14 protein-coding genes are annotated in these 16,537 nt (G+C 67.7%); 3 read left to right on the forward strand and 11 right to left on the reverse strand.

The window, feature by feature from the left end; all coding sequences use genetic code 11:
• Nucleotides 1-194: 194 nt before the first annotated feature.
• The 3 genes from QZM15_RS01335 to QZM15_RS01345 all read right to left on the reverse strand — a co-directional run bounded on the left by QZM15_RS01335 (nucleotide 195) and on the right by QZM15_RS01345 (nucleotide 1,759).
• Nucleotides 195-560, reverse strand: coding sequence for a type II toxin-antitoxin system VapC family toxin (locus tag QZM15_RS01335; protein ID WP_302105625.1), 366 nt, complete (start codon nucleotides 558-560; stop codon nucleotides 195-197).
• Nucleotides 554-772, reverse strand: a complete 219-nt coding sequence (locus tag QZM15_RS01340) for a ribbon-helix-helix protein, CopG family (protein ID WP_302105626.1) — start codon at nucleotides 770-772, stop codon at nucleotides 554-556. The genes QZM15_RS01335 and QZM15_RS01340 overlap by 7 nt, the downstream gene beginning before the upstream one ends.
• A gap of 90 nt (nucleotides 773-862) precedes the next feature.
• Entirely contained in the window at nucleotides 863-1,759 is an 897-nt protein-coding gene (locus QZM15_RS01345; RefSeq protein WP_059582420.1) for a LysR substrate-binding domain-containing protein, read from the reverse strand.
• A 179-nt stretch (nucleotides 1,760-1,938) separates the two neighbouring features.
• Between QZM15_RS01345 and QZM15_RS01350 the strand changes: the two genes are divergently transcribed.
• Genes QZM15_RS01350 through QZM15_RS01360 form a run of 3 tightly spaced genes read left to right on the forward strand, consistent with a single transcriptional unit; the run spans nucleotide 1,939 to nucleotide 4,898 of the window.
• Complete coding sequence (locus QZM15_RS01350) at nucleotides 1,939-3,105, forward strand: branched-chain amino acid ABC transporter substrate-binding protein (protein WP_059582418.1); 1,167 nt, start codon at nucleotides 1,939-1,941, stop codon at nucleotides 3,103-3,105.
• 25 nt (nucleotides 3,106-3,130) lie between these two features.
• Nucleotides 3,131-3,655 (forward strand): L-2-amino-thiazoline-4-carboxylic acid hydrolase, encoded by a 525-nt coding sequence (locus QZM15_RS01355; RefSeq protein WP_059582415.1) that lies wholly within the window; start codon nucleotides 3,131-3,133, stop codon nucleotides 3,653-3,655.
• The gene (locus QZM15_RS01360; RefSeq protein ID WP_302105627.1) at nucleotides 3,648-4,898 is read left to right on the forward strand and encodes a Zn-dependent hydrolase; all 1,251 of its coding nucleotides are present in this window, start codon (nucleotides 3,648-3,650) and stop codon (nucleotides 4,896-4,898) included. Before QZM15_RS01355 ends, QZM15_RS01360 begins: the two co-directional genes overlap by 8 nt.
• A gap of 36 nt (nucleotides 4,899-4,934) precedes the next feature.
• On the opposite strand, the gene QZM15_RS01365 is transcribed toward QZM15_RS01360, so the two are convergent.
• From QZM15_RS01365 to QZM15_RS01400, 8 genes are all read right to left on the reverse strand, one after another.
• Nucleotides 4,935-5,771 carry a cytochrome c gene (locus QZM15_RS01365; RefSeq protein ID WP_302105628.1) on the reverse strand — a complete coding sequence of 279 codons (837 nt, stop codon included), beginning with the start codon at nucleotides 5,769-5,771 and terminating at the stop codon, nucleotides 4,935-4,937.
• A 279-nt stretch (nucleotides 5,772-6,050) separates the two neighbouring features.
• Nucleotides 6,051-7,319, reverse strand: coding sequence for a hypothetical protein (locus QZM15_RS01370; RefSeq protein ID WP_302105629.1), 1,269 nt, complete (start codon nucleotides 7,317-7,319; stop codon nucleotides 6,051-6,053).
• Nucleotides 7,316-9,139: a glutamine--fructose-6-phosphate transaminase (isomerizing) gene (gene glmS, locus QZM15_RS01375; RefSeq protein WP_124859239.1), complete on the reverse strand. Its 1,824-nt coding sequence runs from the start codon at nucleotides 9,137-9,139 to the stop codon at nucleotides 7,316-7,318. The genes QZM15_RS01370 and glmS overlap by 4 nt, the downstream gene beginning before the upstream one ends.
• 119 nt (nucleotides 9,140-9,258) lie before the next feature.
• Nucleotides 9,259-9,747, reverse strand: coding sequence for a hypothetical protein (locus QZM15_RS01380; protein ID WP_060311122.1), 489 nt, complete (start codon nucleotides 9,745-9,747; stop codon nucleotides 9,259-9,261).
• The gene (gene pgaC / locus QZM15_RS01385) at nucleotides 9,725-10,996 is read right to left on the reverse strand and encodes a poly-beta-1,6-N-acetyl-D-glucosamine synthase (protein WP_302105630.1); all 1,272 of its coding nucleotides are present in this window, start codon (nucleotides 10,994-10,996) and stop codon (nucleotides 9,725-9,727) included. Before pgaC ends, QZM15_RS01380 begins: the two co-directional genes overlap by 23 nt.
• Complete coding sequence (pgaB, locus tag QZM15_RS01390; protein WP_302105631.1) at nucleotides 10,993-13,086, reverse strand: poly-beta-1,6-N-acetyl-D-glucosamine N-deacetylase PgaB; 2,094 nt, start codon at nucleotides 13,084-13,086, stop codon at nucleotides 10,993-10,995. The genes pgaC and pgaB overlap by 4 nt, the downstream gene beginning before the upstream one ends.
• A gap of 13 nt (nucleotides 13,087-13,099) precedes the next feature.
• On the reverse strand, nucleotides 13,100-15,712 hold the full coding sequence (pgaA, locus tag QZM15_RS01395) for a poly-beta-1,6 N-acetyl-D-glucosamine export porin PgaA (protein ID WP_302105632.1): 2,613 nt from the start codon (nucleotides 15,710-15,712) through the stop codon (nucleotides 13,100-13,102).
• Nucleotides 15,713-15,764: 52 nt separating this feature from the next.
• Nucleotides 15,765-16,523 (reverse strand): hypothetical protein, encoded by a 759-nt coding sequence (locus QZM15_RS01400; RefSeq protein ID WP_302105633.1) that lies wholly within the window; start codon nucleotides 16,521-16,523, stop codon nucleotides 15,765-15,767.
• Between the last annotated feature and the right edge of the window lie 14 nt (nucleotides 16,524-16,537).

Below are 16,537 nucleotides of genomic sequence, written 5' to 3' on the forward strand. Positions count from 1 at the left end.
GGAGTGTTGCCAGTATCCGGGTTCACCCTGTGTTTGTGAAATTGCTTGTTTCAATCCGGGGCATCGGGATTTTCTATCTGCTTCCGGCCCTTGATTGGGTGGGGGAGCGGAGGGTGTTGATGCGGGCGCCCGCTCGGCATGAGGCGGGGTCGGGGGACGTGCTGCGAAGGCGTATGCGCTGGGCGTACGCCGGCTTAGATCTGATACGGCACGCGAACGCCGGGTTCGGAGGCGGGAAAGTCCTTCGTGTTGCGCGATACGAGCAGCAGACCGTTCACTTGCGCCGATGCCCATACGATCGCGTCGGGCAGGCGTATCCGGCGGTCCTTGCGAATCGTCACCGCGCGATTTGCAACCGTGCTGTCGAGTGCGACGACGTCGAACGACGAGAGCCATGCACGGATGGGTGCCTCGTCCCTTGCGGACGCCCCGACGAGGACTTCCATCCACGTGATCATGCTGATTGCGCGATAGTCGTAGCGGCCTAACTCCGCACGGGCGGATTCCACGCCGCCCAGATAATCGATCAGGATGTTGGTGTCGAAAAGGGCTTTTACCATTCCGAGCGCAATTCCTCTTGATAGGCGAGCCCATCGATCGTGCGATTTTTCCAGAGACCGAAGACGTCGTCGGCAAGCCGGTGCTTGTGCAGGGCAATGTAGGCGTCGATCGCGTCCCGAATGATGGCGGCGCGGGGACGGTGTTGAGTCTCGACAATGGCGGCCAATGCGTCTAGTTGGCCATCCGACAGATCGACCAGAATCCGACCCATGGTAACCTCCGATATATGATATGCATATCATATATGCAGCCTTAAAAGTATGCAAGGCCCCGGCAGGACGACGCTGCAAGGAGCCCCCGCTCAAATCCCCGCCATCTTCCGCAGCCACTCGGCCAGCCGCCGCGCCCCGTCCGGCATGTCCGCGTCCTCGCGCGTGCACAGGTAGTAGTCGCGCCCGTCGTCGAGCGCGTGATCGAACAGTTGCACGAGTTCGCCGTTCGCCAGTTCGCGCTGGACCAGCGGCGCGCGCAGCAGCGCGGCGCCGAGGTCGGCGCGGGCCGCGCTCAGCGTGAGCTGGCCGTCCTCGAACATCGGCCCCACCGCGTGCGACACGTGCCGCACGCCGGCGCCCTGCAGCCAGTTGACCCACGTGCTGCGATCCTCGTCGTGCACGAGCGGCGCACGCGCGAGATCGGCCGGCGTGCGGAACGGCCCGTGACGCTTCAGGAACGACGGGCTGCACATCGGCACCATCGCGCCCGGCAGCAGCCGCTCGCAGCGGTAGCCGGGCCAGTCGCCGGTGCCGAAGCGGATCGACAGGTCCGATGCATCGCTTCGGTAGTTGCGGTGATGCGCGTACAGCACCGTGACGTCGACATCGGTGTTGTCGGCCAGGAACGCATGCAGCCGGGGAATGAACCAGCCGATGCCGAGCAGCGGAATCAGGCTGACGGTGATCTGGCGCAGCGACGAACGGTCGCGCACGAAGCGCGTCGCGCTGCGCAGCACCGAGAACGCCGCGCTGATGGACCGGTAGTAGTCGCGCCCCTCGTCGGTGAGCGCGAGCAGCCGGCCTTCGCGCACCGTCAGCGGCGTCTGGATGAACGCTTCGAGCAGTTGCAGCTGATGGCTGACCGCCGACGGCGTGATGTCGAGTTCGCCCGCCGCCGCGGTGACGGAGCCCAGACGCGCGAACGCTTCGAACGCACGCACCGCGCGCAGCGGCGGATCGTGCGGCAATTGTTCGATATTTTTCATGTATCGAATTTTATCGAAAAATCAGGGTAAGCGACAACACAAAAATATCCTGTATTTACAGTGGTATACGGTAATGTGTCGAGAACGGTATAAGCATCCAACAATTGGGTATTTGGGGTTTGGTGGTTGAATATTTAATATTTTTCATGTTTATGATTCGATTCACCGATCCCTCGCACATGAAAATCGCTTTCCTCTCCGCCAGTCTCGCCTTCTCCGCGGCCGCCCTCGTCGCCGCCGTTCCCGCGTTCGCGCAGTCCGCTCCGCAGACGGTCCTGATCGGCCTCGCCGCGCCGCTCACCGGCCCGTCCGCGCGAATCGGCAAGGATCTGCAGAACGGCGCGCAACTCGCGATCGACGATGCGAACGCCAAGCATCCAACCATCGGCGGCAAGCCGGTCGTCTACAAGCTCGTCGCGGCCGACGACCAGTCCGATCCGCGCACGGCCGTCGCGGTCGCGCAGCAACTCGTCGACCAGCACGTGATCGGCGTCGTCGGTCACTGGAACACGGGCTGCAGCGTGCCGGCGTCGCGCGTGTACCGCGATGCGGGCATTCCGCAGATCGCGCCGGCCTCCACCGGCCATCAATACACGCAGCAGGGCTACGCGACGGCGTTGCGCATCATGGGTCACGACGATGCGGGCGGCCGCTTCACCGGTGCGTACGCGGTGAAGACGCTGAAGGCCACGCGCATCGCGGTGATCGACGATCGCACGTCATTCGGCGCGGGGCTGGCCGACCAGTTCATCCAGGGCGTGCAGGCGAACGGCGGCACGATCGTCGATCGCCAGTACGTGAACGACAAGACCACCGATTTCAGCGGCGTGCTGACCGCGATCAAGGGCAAGCGCGCGGATCTCGTGTTCTTCGGCGGCCTCGACGCGCAGGCCGCGCCGATCGCGCGCCGGATGCGCCAGCTCGGCGTGAACGCGCCGCTGCTCGGCGCGGGCGGCTTCGTGAGCCAGACCTTCCTGTCGCTCGCCGGCAAGGACGGCGACGGCGTGACGGCGCTCGAGCCGGGCCTGCCGCTCGACCGGATGCCGGGCGGCAAGACGTTCGATGCGCAATACCAGGCGCGCTATCACGCGCCGATCGAACTGCATGCGCCGTTCGCGTACGACGCGGCCGCCACGCTGATCGCGGCCGCGCAGAAGGCCGGCACGACCCAGCCGGCGAAGCTCGTCGCAGCCGTTCGCGCGATCGACCGGCCCGGCGTGACGGGGCGCATCGCATTCGACGCCGAAGGCAACCTGAAGGACCCGGCCTTCACGATCTACCAGGTGCGCGGCGGCAAGTGGGCCGTCGTCGACGTGCTCGGCGGCTCGCGTACCGCCGTCAAGTAACGATAAAACGACCAGGACGATCCCCATGACCGAAGCGAACCCGACATCCGCCGCCGCACCCGAGGACACACGCCTCGGGATTCTCGCGCGGCGCCGTATCGAAGCGGAAATCATCAAGCCGATCTACGAGATCATGAAGCGCGAGTTCGGCGCCGAGCGCGCGCAGGCCGTGATCGCCGAAGCCGTGCGCGGCGCGGCCGTCGATGCGGGCCGTACGTTCGCCGCGCAGGAGCCGGACGGCCCGAGCGTGAAGTCGTTCATCGCGCTGCAGGTGCTGTGGGAGAAGGACGATGCGCTCGACGTCGAGGTGCGGCGCGCGGACGACGCGCACTACGACTACGACGTGCATCGCTGCAGCTACGCCGAGATGTATCACGCGATGGGGCTCGGCGAGATCGGGCACCTGCTGAGCTGCGCGCGCGACAGTTATTTCATCCAGGGTTACGCGCCGGACATCGCGCTCACGCGCACGAGCACGATCATGCAGGGCGGCAAGCGCTGCGATTTCCGCTATGCGCTGCAACGCGCGCCGGAGCACGGCGATGCATGACGCTACCGTGACCATGCCGCGCGTCGACGGCGACCGTCTGTGGGCGTCGCTCGAACGGATGGCGCAGATCGGCGCGACGCCGAAGGGCGGCGTCTGCCGTCTCGCGCTGACCGATCTCGACCGCGAGTCGCGCGACCTGTTCGTGCAGTGGGCGCGCGACGCCGGCTGCACGGTACGCGTCGATCAAATGGGCAACGTGTTCGCGCGCCGCGCGGGCCGCCACGCCGACGCCGCACCGGTGATGACGGGCTCGCACGCCGATTCGCAGCCGACCGGCGGCCGCTACGACGGTATCTACGGCGTGCTCGGCGGGCTCGAAGTCGTGCGCGCGCTGAACGATGCGGGCATCGAAACCGAGCGCCCGATCGACGTCGTGATCTGGACCAACGAGGAAGGCTCTCGCTTCGCGCCGGCGATGGTATCGGCCGGCGTGTTCTCGGGCGTCTATACGCTCGAATACGGGCTGTCGCGCACCGACGGCGCGGGCCGGACGATCGGCGAGGAGCTCGAACGGATCGGCTACGCGGGTGCGGAGCCGGTCGGCGGCTATCCGGTGCACGCCGCGTACGAACTGCATATCGAGCAGGGCGCGATTCTCGAACGGGCCGGCAAGACGATCGGCGTCGTGACGGCCGGGCAGGGGCAGCGCTGGTACGAGGTGACGCTGACCGGGGTCGATGCGCACGCCGGTACGACGCCAATGGAGTTTCGTCGCGACGCGCTGGTGGGCGCCGCGCGGATGATCTCGTTCGTCGACGAGCTCGGCCGCCGTTACGCACCGGATGCGCGCGCAACGGTCGGGATGATCGAGGCGCGGCCGAATTCGCGCAATACGGTGCCGGGCGGCTGTTTTTTCACGGTCGAATTCCGGCATCCCGACGATGCGGTCCTCGACGAACTGGACGCGGCGCTGCGCGCGGAGCTCGCGCGCGTGGCCGACGAAACCGGCCTCGGCGCGCGGATCGAGCAGATTTTCACGTATGCGCCGGTGCCGTTCGCGCCACGCTGTATCGACACGGTGCGCGACGCGGCCCGCGCGCTCGGGTTGTCGCACATGGACATCGTGTCCGGTGCGGGACACGACGCGTGCTATGTCGCGCGTGTCGCGCCGACCGGGATGATCTTCGTCCCGTGTGTGGACGGGCTGAGCCACAACGAGGCGGAAGCGATTACGCCGGAATGGGCGACGGCGGGCGCCGACGTGTTGTTGCGCGCGGTGTTGCAGAGCGCGCAGGAAGCCTGAGCGCGACGCGTGCGGCCGGGCGGCGGAGCGCTCGCGTTACTTCCCCGCCTTGCGCCGCGCCATATACGCGAGATACGCGACGATCTGGTCGAGTTCGCGGTCGCTCAACTGTTCGGGCGGAAACGCCGGCATGCTGCGGCCCGGCCAGTCGCGTACCGACGCCGGGTTGCGGATGTAGCGGCGCAGCGCGGCGGGCTGGAAATAGTCGACCGGGTTCATCGGCGAGTTCAGGTCGGGGCCGGCGTGGCTGCTGCCCGCGCCGTCGATGCGATGACACGCGAGACATTGCGTGACGAACAGCCGCTGGCCCGCGCGGGCCGGATCGTTCGCGGGCAACGCGGCATCGACCGCGAGCGACGGCCAGCGCGCGAGCGGCGACGATTCGATCGTGATGCGCACGATCTGGTACGGCCACTGTTCGCCGCGCACCGACGACGCGTCCGGCCCGAGCCACACGAGATAGAACGGCCCCGCGCCGACCTGCTTGCCGGGCAGCTTCGGCCACGGATGGGCCGGATCCTCGATCGCGAGCCACGGGACCGCGCCGGCCGGCGCGCGGCGGCGCACGAGATCGAGCGGCAATTGCGCGGCGAAACCGTCGGCCGCGCGCGTTTCGAGCACGCCGTCGGCCGGCAGCGGCGTGTCGCCGAGCAGCGCGGCGAACGGCACCGCGCGGAACGTCATCGGCCGGCCGTATGCGATGTCGCGCGGCACGTGGATGTCGGTCGCGTCCGGACGCGCGAGCAGCGTCTGGCGGGTGACGGCGCGGGCCGTGCCGTCGGTGTCGAGTTCGAGCGTGGACTGGGCCGACGCGCGTTGCCCGAGCAGGCAGACCGTCAGCAGCACAAGCGAAAACCACTGGCGCTTCAGCATTCGTTCTCCGGGAAGGGGCGTTCCGGCGGCGGCAGGCGGGCCGCCGCGGCCGATGGAAGGAATCGGGCGACAGTCTATCCGGTACGGGCGGCGCTGGCGAATTCGGCGCGCAAGGGCGCGGCGGTCATGACCGGACCGGCCCGTGACAGTGGGTCCGACCAACGGGGCGCCGCGTGGGCGAGGTGTCGTCATCGCGGTTCGGACCACGGAGGGAGAACGCTCACGGTGGCGACACGCGGTCTGCCCGCGTTCACGACATTGCGTTACCGGCCATCGTCGTCAATGACTCGAACAAGCCGCTTCGCTCTTCGGCATGGGTGTGCGTTGCGCTGGTTCGAAATCGGCTTCACGCATCCCCGACGGCGTCAGCGACACGAAATGCATCGCCGTGCCGCGCGCCGGGAAACCGGCGATGCCGGTCGAACCCCAAGGAATCGGCGAGCGTTGCACGCCGCTCACTGCAATGTTCGCCGGCCCAAGCGCGAGCGTCAGTAGCCGCCCGTCGCGGGTCGGCACATACGCGTGCGTGCCGGCGACACCGAGGTCCGATTCGCGCACCGATGCGGGCAGGCAATCGAGCGTCGCCGTGCGGCGGCCGTCCGGCGCGATCAGCATCGCGACGCCGCGATCGTCCGCCGTCGTCGTGACGACGATGAAACGGTCGATCTCCGGCACATAGGCGGCTGAATACACGTAGTACTGGATCGCGTCGTTCAGCGATCCGAGTTTTTCCAGCTTCGCGGTGACGGGGTCGAACATCGCGTATTCGAGCGTCGCGTCCGTGCTGCCTTCGATGAATTTCTGCCACACGAGCAGCGCGTTGCGCGGCGAGCCCGCGATCACGGGCCACCACTCGCGGCGGCGCGGCGCGACCGCGACATGGTTCAGTACGCGCCCGGCCGCATCGTAGGTTTTCAGGTAGACACCGTTGCCGCTGCCGAGGTTGTCGACACCGCCGCCGTTGACCCAGTCGGCCGAATAGAACACGACGAAGCGGTCGCCGGCCGTCGCGACATGCCCCGAATGGCCGCCCGATTCGACGTCGTTCGGGTAGGGCTTGACCGGTTTCAGGTCGCGGCGGTAGACGCCGTAGCGCTGGCTGACTTCCTGCGGCGAGTTCCAGCCGTCCTCGAACGTGACGAAGATGTCGCCGCGCGCGTTCTGCGCGATCGACACGGGTTCCTGCGCCTCGGGGCGGCTGATGAACGTGCGCACGTGCAGCACGCGCGTCCCGCCGGGCAGCCATTCGCCGACGTACACGTCATGCGGCCAGTTGCCGCCGCGCAGCGCGCCGCGCGGCACGATGCCCGAGCTGCTGAAGAACACCCAGCGTTTGCCGTCGCCGGCGTCGGCCACGCCGATTCCGTGCATGAAGCGCCGCGGGTCGCCGCTGTCCTGCGGCGACGGGGCGGTCGACACCGTGACCGTATGCACGACCGGCGCGCCGGCGAAGGCCGGCGGCGACGCCGTGCCGATGCCGCCCGCGCCGCAAAGGGCAGCCGCGGCCAGCCGCACGACGGCCTGTACCGGGCGCGTTCGCCGCATCATTCGACGGTTACCGATTTCGCGAGGTTGCGCGGCTTGTCGACGTCGGCGCCGCGCGCGCAGCCGACGTGATACGCGAGCAGTTGCAACGGGATCACGTTGACGATCGGCGACAGCAGGTCGCCCGATTCGCGCACGCGGATCAGGTGCGTGTCGCGGTCGGCGTCGATCTCGAGCTGACTGCCGGCCAGCACGTAAAGCCGGCCGCCGCGTGCACGCACCTCGGCCATGTTGGACTTCAGCTTCTGGAACAGGCGGTCGTCCGGCGCGATCGTGACGACCGGCATCGCGCTCGTGACGAGCGCGAGCGGCCCGTGCTTCAGCTCGCCGGCCGCATAGCCTTCCGCGTGGATGTACGACACTTCCTTCAGCTTCAGGGCGCCTTCCAGTGCGATCGGGAAATGGATGCCGCGGCCGAGGAACAGCGCGTTCTCGGTGCGCGCGAATTTCGTGGCCCAGCCCATGATCTGCGTTTCCAGCGCGAGCGCGTGGCCGATGCGCTCGGGCAGCGCGCGCAACTGCTTCAGGTGCGTCGCGACTTGCGCGGCATCGAGCCGGCCGCGTAGTTGCGCGAGCGTCAGCGTCAGCAAGAACAGCGCGACGAGCTGCGTGGTGAACGCCTTGGTCGACGCGACGCCGAGTTCGGCGCCGGCCCGCGTCAGGAACCGCAGTGGCGCGTTGCGCGCGATCGTGCTGGTCGCGACGTTGCAGATCGCCATCGACAAATCCTGGCCCATCGTGCGCGCCTGCTCGATCGCGCCGATGGTGTCGGCCGTTTCGCCCGACTGCGAGATGCCGACGACGAGCGTGCGCGGATCGGCCACCGTGTCGCGGTAGCGGTATTCGCTGGCGATCTCGACCTGGGCCGGCACGCCCGCGATGCTTTCGAGCCAGTACTTCGCCGTGAGGCCCGCGTAGTAGCTGGTGCCGCAGCCGAGCAGCAGCACGCTTCTGACTCGCGACAGCAGCCCGCGCGTGCCTTCCGTCGCGTCGAACAGCGCCGGCGAGATCGTGTCGATGCCGTCGAGCGTGCTGTCGATCGCCTTCGGTTGCTCGAAGATTTCCTTCTGCATGAAGTGCTGGTACGGGCCGAGCGCGGCATCGTCCGCGCGCGCCTTCACTTCGCACAACGGGCGCCGTGCTTCCTGCCCGCCCGCATCGACCACGGCGATGCGATCCGGCGTGATCAGCGCGACGTCGCCGTCCTCCAGGTACACGAAGCGGTCGGTCAGGTCGCCGAGCGCCGCGCAGTCGGACGCGAGGTAGTTCTGCTCGGCGCCGATGCCGATCACGAGCGGCGAGCCGGCGCGCGCGGCGACGAGGCGCTGCGGCTCGCGCGCGCCGAGCACCGCGATCGCGTACGCGCCGTGCAGCCGTTTGACCGCGCGCACCACCGCGTCGAACAGGTCGTCGCGATAGAGGCTGTGGATCAGGTGCGCGATGACCTCGGTGTCGGTCTGTCCGCGAAACGTATAGCCGCGTTGCTTCAGTTCGGCGCGCAGCGTGTCGTGGTTCTCGATGATCCCGTTGTGCACGACGGCGATCGTGTCGCCCGACATGATCGGATGCGCGTTCATTTCAGACGGCGCGCCATGTGTGGCCCAGCGCGTATGCGCGATGCAGGTCTGCGCTTCGAGGCCGAGCGTCAGCACGCGGTCCTGCAGGTCCGTTACGCGTCGCAGCGTGCGTTCGCTGCGCAGGCGGCCGTCGCCCTGAACGGCGATGCCGCACGAATCGTAGCCGCGATATTCGAGCCGGCTCAGCGCATTGACCAGTTGCGGCACCTGATTGTTCAGGCCGCTTGCTCCGACGATTCCGCACATGATTCACCTCGTCTCCAGGAAGTTTTCTGGCTGGCGCGCGACGCGCGGCAGCACGATGTCAGGAGTGGTGCCGCGTCGCACGGCAGGCGTCGCGCGCGGCGCGGCACGTCTCCGGCGATCTATTCGCGGGGCTGCGGCCCGGCATGGGCGATCCATTCGATGCCCGAAATCGACCCGTTCGCATCGTGCGACGCGACGAGAATGCGCGTCGTGCGGCGCGCGCCGCGCCGGCGCTCGCTCGCGAACGCGGTCGGCGGCACCGAGCGCACCTTCACGCTGGCCGAGCGCCGCACCATCTTCGACACGCGCAGGCGATAGGCGAACGGATGCACGACGCGTCCCGCGATCAGCCACATGACGATCGTGCCGGCGATCAGCGCGATGCTGGTCACGTAGAACACGATCTGCTCGATCGGCATCTCGGCCTCGTTGAACGGCAGCAGGTAACGGTACGTGTAGATGCAGATCGATGCCCATACACCGCCGACCAGCGCGGGCCGCACGAGGCGGAACCATGCGACGAGCACGGGCCCGACGATGCCGCCGCGTTCGGCGATCATGTCGCGCGGGGCGCGCAGGGAAAGGTCAATAATCGGCGCGTTCTTCATGTTGAATGCCTCGGTCGGGACTGATCCAGACGGCGCGCTTGCCGCGGCCCCGCAGTACGACGGCGGGCAGGGCGACGACGGTGGTGATCATGCTGATCAGCCAGAACGCGACGGGGTACCAGATGGTGTCAAGGAAGTACATCAGGAGTTTTTCGTCGTAACGACGATCGATCATGCTGCCGATGATCAGCTGCAGGATGCAGGTCGCGACCAGCAGCATCCCGTGCCAGTGCGGCACCACGGACACATGCCAGTTCGCCGGAAGCGGGTAGACCACGTCGATCAGCGCGAGCAGCAGGATGAACGACATCGAGTACGCCCACGCGATGCCGATCAGGTACTCGACGAACAGCGGCCACATCATCATCTGCGTGGGCCGCATCAGCGTACCCGCGTACTTGAGCAGCACCTGGATGCCGCCCTTGGACCAGCGCAGCCGCTGCCGGTAGAGCCCCTTGAGCGTCTCGGGCATCAGGATCCAGCTGAGCGCGTGCGGCTCGTACACGACGCGCCAGTCGCGGCACTGCAGCTTCCAGCTGATGTCGATGTCCTCGGTGAGCATGTCCGAGCTCCAGTAGCCGACGTCGGCGAGCGCGGTCTTGCGGAACATCGTGATCACGCCCGATACCGTGAAGATGCGGCCGTACACCTGCTGCGTGCGCTTGATGAGCCCGACGATCGACGAGAATTCGCCGACCTGCATGCGGCCGAGCAGCGACGTGCGCGTGCGGATGCGCGGGTTGCCGGTCACCGCGCCCACGCCCGGGTCGGTCAGGAAATGTTCGAGCATCCAGCCGATCGCGTCGTGCGCGAGCAGCGCGTCGCCGTCGATACAGAGCAGGTATTCCGCGTTGGATACCGCGGCCGCGGTCGTGAGCCCGACCGCCTTGCCTTCGTTGCGCGCGTGATGGATCACGAGCAGCCGCGGGATCTCGACGGCCAGCTCGTTGAGGATCTCGCCCGTGCGATCCTTGCTGCCGTCGTTGACCGCGATGATGTCGTAGTTCGGATACTGCATCCCGTTCAGATGGGCGATCACGCTGCGCGCGTTCGCGGCTTCGTTGAAGCAGGGCACGACGATCGACACCTTCGGGATGCCGCTCGACGCGATCGTGCGTGTCGACAGCTCGCGGCCTTCCTCGAGCAGGAAGTAGTGCACGACGCCGCCGATCATCCACAGATACGACATGAAGAACGGATAGTAGAAGACGAAATCCTGCAGGCGCTGGATCAGGCTATGGGAGGTCATGGCGTCTTGGTTCCCCGCGATTGCTGCATCTGCATCAGCGCGTTGATGGAGGTTGGGTCGAGGCGCGACTTCAGCGACATCACGTCGCGCATCGCGTCGAGCTCCGGCTGGCCGGTCAGGAAGTTGTCGGGGTAGTAGCCGAAATTCACGGCGCCCTCGCTGCGCAGCCGCCGCATCTGCGCGAGCAGCGTGCTGGCCGGCACCGCCTTCTGCCCGTGCCAGTCGTACGACTGCAGTTCGAACACGGTGCGCGGCAGCCCGCGCTGCTTCGCGCGCACCGCCTTCACGAGCTGGTCGAGCCAGCCTTCCGGGTCCTTCGCCTGTTCCATGTACGGCATCGCCATCAGCGCGACGTAGTCGTAGGCGGCGAGGAAATCGTCGTAGTTCTGCGCATACCACGCTTCCGATTCGGGCTTGAGCACCGGCATCGCGAAGATGTTGCGCGCGGTCAGCACGTCGCCGGCGTTCTGGTGGGCCAGCACGATCTGTTCGAGCTGCCGGGTCATGTCGATCAGGTAGCGCGTCTTCTGGCGCGTCCAGCGCTTCATCAGGTCGGGGTTCTCGCGGATCTTGCCGACGTCGGCCGGCAGCCCCCATTGCGAATAGGTGCGCAGCGCATGCCGGCCCGCATCCTCGTAGTCGTCGAGCACGGCGTCGTCGCCGAACAGGATGCCGCTGAACGACGCGTGCTTGCTGAGATCCTCGTAGACCTGCTGGATCATCAGCCGCGCATCGGGATCGAACGGGCTCAGCCGGAACACGCGCGCGCCGTTCTCGCGGGCCGGCGCGCCGCCGTAGGCGCTGACGGCTTCGAGCGCGCGGAGCTTGTCGGCCGGCGGCCGGAACGCGAGCACCGGCATCCACGCGTATACCTGCACGTTGGACCGCGTGTTGAGCTGCCACGCGGCACGCGAGAACAGGTCGGAACGCATCGGCAAATGCCGGTTCGGGAAATACACCGCTTCGGCCACGCCCGTGCCCTTCGGGTCCGCATACGCCTGCAGGTACACCGATTTCGGCTGCATCCGGTAGATGCGCTCGATCAGCTTGCCGAGATTCGCTTCCTGCCGCGCGGGATCGGGGTCGTAGACCTGGTCGAGATCGACCTGCACGGTACGCTCGGGCATGTCGACGTCGCCGCGGTTCGACGCCGGCTCGCGCATCGAGCGCTCGAACCCGCCGATATCGACGTCGTACATCATCAGGATTCGTCTGAGCCGGTCGAGCGGCACGTCCGGCGTATTCGGGCCGGCATCGAGGCTGAACTGGATGTCCATGCCGAGCGATGTCGAGATCTGGCGCACGGGCTGGTTTTCCGCGCCGTACGGCCACACCATCGAGCGCGCGACGATGCCGGTGCGCTCGCGGATCTGCCGCACGCAAGTCTGCAGGTCGTCGTGCACGCGGGCGTGGAATTCGGCGTCGGTTTCATAGCGCTTCTGGTCTTGCAGGTACAGGTGCGACGTGGTCGCCGGCAATTCGTTGCCTTGCGGATTCGCGATCGCGCCATGATGCAGATTGTGGGTGTGGCAGCCGAGCTCGACGAATTCCGACTGCCCGAGCTTCTTCACCTCGTCCCACGACAGGAAGTAGTCGCGCGGCACCTGAACCTTGTCGCTGATGCGGATCGGCGTATCCGGCGGCATGTCGATCCACGCGGTGACGAGGCCCATCACGGCCGGATACTTGAAGCGCTCCAGCAGCGGCAGCACCTTCGTGTAGTGGCTGCGAAAGCCGTCGTCGAACGTGAGCAGCACCGAGCGCGGCGGCAGCGGCTTGCCGCCGTGCCGCGATGCCTCGATCTGCTTGACGGTGATGGTGTGGTAGTTGTTGGTCTGCAGCCACGAGAAGATCGCGGTCAGCGTACCGGTATCGACCGCGAACGGATCGATGATCGCGGTCGGCGACGAAAACGACGCCATCAGGTTGTCGCGCACGTCGTGCATGCAGATCACGCGAAACGTCTTGCCGTCGGCCGGGTCGGACGGCGGCAGCAGGTCGATCATCTTGGCGCCGCTCACGCCCGGGAACAGCGAACAGGCGGCAAACGTGCCGAGGCATCCGCACATGAAGGTTCGTCTGGATTGCATTCAGCGCTCCTTTCTAAAACGGCAGGTTGAGCGACAGGAAGCCGGTTTCGGAACGCTCGCGCTGGCCGTCGTACGCGTGGCTGCTGACCTCGACGCCGTAGCTCAGCGTGATGTCGTGCTTGAACGTCCACGCGTGCTCGATGCGCGCGCTCCACAACGGGCTGGTGCCGAAGCCGCGCTCGTTGTACGCGCCGCCCGACACCGACACGCGCTGTTGCAGCCCCAGGTCGCCTCGCTTCCACAGTGTCAGTTGATGCATGACCGTCACGGCGGCCGCGTAATCGCGACCGGGGCTGAAGTAGGGCGCGTCCCGGCGCGTGTTGCTGTCCGTGCCCAGGTTCAGCGAGACGTTGACGAGCTGGTTCGCGGCCGTGTACACGCGCTGCGTGGCGGTCGCCGCGATCTCCTGGTGCAGGTTCGAATCGCTGTAGCGGCTCACGCCGTAGCTGAGCTTGACTTCGCGCCGGTCGTTCTGGCGATACACGACCTCGACATTCGCGGAGCGGCCCCAGATGTGCGCGGCATACGCTTTCCACGGCAGCGAGTTGTCGTTGGTGTCGAGCCCGGCGCTGACCGTCCAGTAGTCGTTCAACGCGTACGCGATCGTCCCGCGGCCGCCGGTTCGGCCGTCCCCGCCCATCGAGCGCGTGACTTCGCCGAGCACGGTGAGCGGCCCGTGCCGGTAGTCGCCGCCGATGCCGGTGCGCGTGCGGCTGAGGTTGCCGTCGTCGGTCTGCGCGAAACCGTAGAACGTGTGCGAAAACACGCGCCAGTTGTCGCCGAACGGTTGCGAATACACATAGCTGTCCGACGTGAAGCTGTTGTTGGCCAGCGCGCTGTTGCCGTGCTCGAAGCTCAGGTCGGTCGTGAACACCGGGCTGCGGTATGCGTTGTAGTCGCGCTTGAAGCTGCGCACCGCACCGCTGTCCGGGAACGTGTTGCCGAGGGTCTGGTCGACGGTTTTCGCGGTCGCGTAATCGTCCGCCGTGAGCGATGCGCGGCCGAGGCCCGCGAGCATCTCGACGCTGTCCGGGTGATCGGTCAGCGACGCGCGATACATCGAGATCGCCTGGCGCGGATGCGATTGGCCCGACACGGCGTCGGCATGCGCGGCGCGCACCTCAGCGTTGAACGGCACCTCTTTCTCGAGCTGTTCGAGCGCGGCGATCCCTTCGTTCACGTGACCCGTGAAGATCAGATATTGCGCGCGCAGCCGGTAGTAGCGCAGATAGTCGCTTTCTCCCGGGCCAACGTTGGTCACCTGCCTGGCCGGCGGCAGCGACTTCTCCATGTCGTCGAGCACCTGCTTCGCTTCCGGCGCGCGTGCCTGGTCGACGTACGACCAGAACAGCCCTTCCTGCAGCTCGATCGGGCGCGTGCGCGAGCCGTACTGGAAGCCGCGGGTCGCGCGATCGGTCGGCGAGGCGGTGGCCTGTTTCAGCGCGCGCGCGTACACGGCGTTCGCCTTGGCCGGCTCGCTCAGGTACAGGTATGCATCGCCGACGGCCGCCAACGCGTCGATCGAGATTTCCGCGCTGGACGGAATCGTCTCGAACGTCGCGACGGCCGTTTTCATCTCGCCGCGTGCGGCAAGGGCGACGACCCGGTCGCCCGCGAGGGCGGTGCGGACCGGGGTGTACTCGGGTGTCGCGGGTATCCGCTTGTCGAGGTCGTCCGCCGCGCGCAGCGCGTCGTCGATTCCGTCGAAGCGGTCCGAACTCGTCATCGAGCGCGACTTGTCGCGTCCGCCGCGCACCTGCTGGCGAATCGACAGCTCTTCCAGTTGCGCGATGTCGACGGCGGAGAACGCATCGGGCCGGGCCTTCGCTTCGTCGAGCGCCTTGACCGCGCCGCCGCTCGCCGCGAGGCCGAACACGTCGTTGCGTACCGTCTCGACGTCGGCGGTGCGGAGATTCGGCGCCCGCGCATTCGGCGCTTCGACGTCGGGCCCCTGCGATCGCTGGGTCGGCTCGCCGGGGAGCTGGGCGCCGGGCGTCTGTGAATTCGGCGGCTGGGACGACGGCAGTTGCGCGCCGGGCGTCTCGGTCGCAGGCGTGGGCGAGTTCGGCATCGGTGTGCCGGATGCCTGCGCCGTGAGCGTCGGCATGGTCGGCGCAACCGGCGGTGCGGTGGTCAGGGGGTGGGCGGGCTGCGGCGGTGCATCCGACGTTCGCGCGCGCGGCGCCGACGTATCCGGCGGCGGGGTGTCGAATGCCTGCGCAAGCAGCATCGATGCGTTCGGCGATGCTGCGACCGGCGCCGGTGCGCTCGGCTGCGCAGCATCGGGGTCCACCACGACCGTGGTCGGCATCGCCGGGTTCGGCGCCTGCGCGATCTGCAGCGACGCGTCCGAGGCCCGCGCGATCGGCGTGGGCGCAAGCGGGGGCTGCGTGCCCGAACCCTGCGCGGCCTGCGTCGACGCGCCCGTTGGCCGCAGGTCGGGTGGCAGCGCACCCGGCGCACCGCGGGATCCGGCGATTTCGCTCGTGCCGCGCGGTTCCGCGTCGCCTTCGGCGGAAAGACACGGGCCGGACGCGACGAGCAGGCACAGCAGCGGCGCATGCAGGAGGATCCGCCGGTTCGGCGGAGCGACGGTGGTGCATTGTTGGTGACGATTGTTGGCCACGGTGTCTCCTCACTTTGAAACGATCACGTCGATTGCACGCCCGAGGGCCGGTTCACAGGCGGTTGCGAATCGCCTGCCCCAGCAGTGCGCGCGATTCGCTGTTCGTCGGGTCGATGGCGAGTGCTCGGCTCGCGTTCTGCTCCACGCAGCTCCATTCGTCGATCTCTGCGCACCGGCGCGCCTTGGCCAGAGCGCGGGCGCCTTCCAGCTCATCGTGCGTGACGCGGGCGGTCTCCATGTGCGGCGTGCCGGCGAGGCTCGACTGCGGCTGCCGTTCCGTCGCGGGGTCGGGGCGTTTTCTCGTGCGTGCCAGCGCCTGCGAGCGTGACGTCCGGTGCGCATCGCCGGCGCGCGCCGAGCGACTGCCGGTCGACGCCGCGTGCGGGCTCGCCGCGAGCTTCGTCGGCGGCACGTGCGCGGCGCGCGGTGGGCTCGTGTCGGAGCGGGCCGTGGCTTGCGGCGGCACGGCCGGTTCGGCCGGAGCCGACACGGCGGGCGCCGTCGAGGCGGACGGCGGAACCGGCCCGGCCTGCGCGACCGTCGACGTCGAGCCGGCGGGCGCCGTTGTGTGGGACGAGCCGCCCGTCGCCGCGACGATGAGCTGGCGGTACTTGCCGACGACGTTGCCGATCACGCCGGCGATATCGTGCGTCACGCTCGCGTGGCCGATCCTCGTGTCTCGCTCGACGTACGCGAACGCGCCGAAGATCGCGGCAAATGCAGCGACGCTGAGCGCCGCATTCTTTCCCGGACCCCACGACGGTTTCGGCTGACGGTCGGGCGAGTCGTCCGGTCGTTCTGGACGGGGCATTCAAGTCTCCTGGA

The organism is Burkholderia sp. AU44665 (genome assembly GCF_030504405.1).
GTDB lineage: Bacteria > Pseudomonadota > Gammaproteobacteria > Burkholderiales > Burkholderiaceae > Burkholderia > Burkholderia semiarida.

Bases quoted from the DNA above. Each gene is read 5' to 3' on its own strand.
- QZM15_RS01345 (WP_059582420.1), bottom strand. From the start codon at position 1,759: ATGAAAAATATCGAACAATTGCCGCACGATCCGCCGCTGCGCGCGGTG.
- QZM15_RS01380 (WP_060311122.1), bottom strand. From the start codon at position 9,747: ATGAAGAACGCGCCGATTATTGACCTTTCCCTGCGCGCCCCGCGCGAC.
- QZM15_RS01335 (WP_302105625.1), bottom strand. From the start codon at position 560: ATGGTAAAAGCCCTTTTCGACACCAACATCCTGATCGATTATCTGGGC.
- QZM15_RS01400 (WP_302105633.1), bottom strand. From the start codon at position 16,523: ATGCCCCGTCCAGAACGACCGGACGACTCGCCCGACCGTCAGCCGAAA.
- pgaB (WP_302105631.1), bottom strand. From the start codon at position 13,086: ATGCAATCCAGACGAACCTTCATGTGCGGATGCCTCGGCACGTTTGCC.
- QZM15_RS01355 (WP_059582415.1), top strand. From the start codon at position 3,131: ATGACCGAAGCGAACCCGACATCCGCCGCCGCACCCGAGGACACACGC.
- glmS (WP_124859239.1), bottom strand. From the start codon at position 9,139: ATGTGCGGAATCGTCGGAGCAAGCGGCCTGAACAATCAGGTGCCGCAA.
- QZM15_RS01340 (WP_302105626.1), bottom strand. From the start codon at position 772: ATGGGTCGGATTCTGGTCGATCTGTCGGATGGCCAACTAGACGCATTG.
- QZM15_RS01350 (WP_059582418.1), top strand. From the start codon at position 1,939: ATGAAAATCGCTTTCCTCTCCGCCAGTCTCGCCTTCTCCGCGGCCGCC.
- QZM15_RS01370 (WP_302105629.1), bottom strand. From the start codon at position 7,319: ATGATGCGGCGAACGCGCCCGGTACAGGCCGTCGTGCGGCTGGCCGCG.
- QZM15_RS01365 (WP_302105628.1), bottom strand. From the start codon at position 5,771: ATGCTGAAGCGCCAGTGGTTTTCGCTTGTGCTGCTGACGGTCTGCCTG.
- pgaC (WP_302105630.1), bottom strand. From the start codon at position 10,996: ATGACCTCCCATAGCCTGATCCAGCGCCTGCAGGATTTCGTCTTCTAC.
- QZM15_RS01360 (WP_302105627.1), top strand. From the start codon at position 3,648: ATGCATGACGCTACCGTGACCATGCCGCGCGTCGACGGCGACCGTCTG.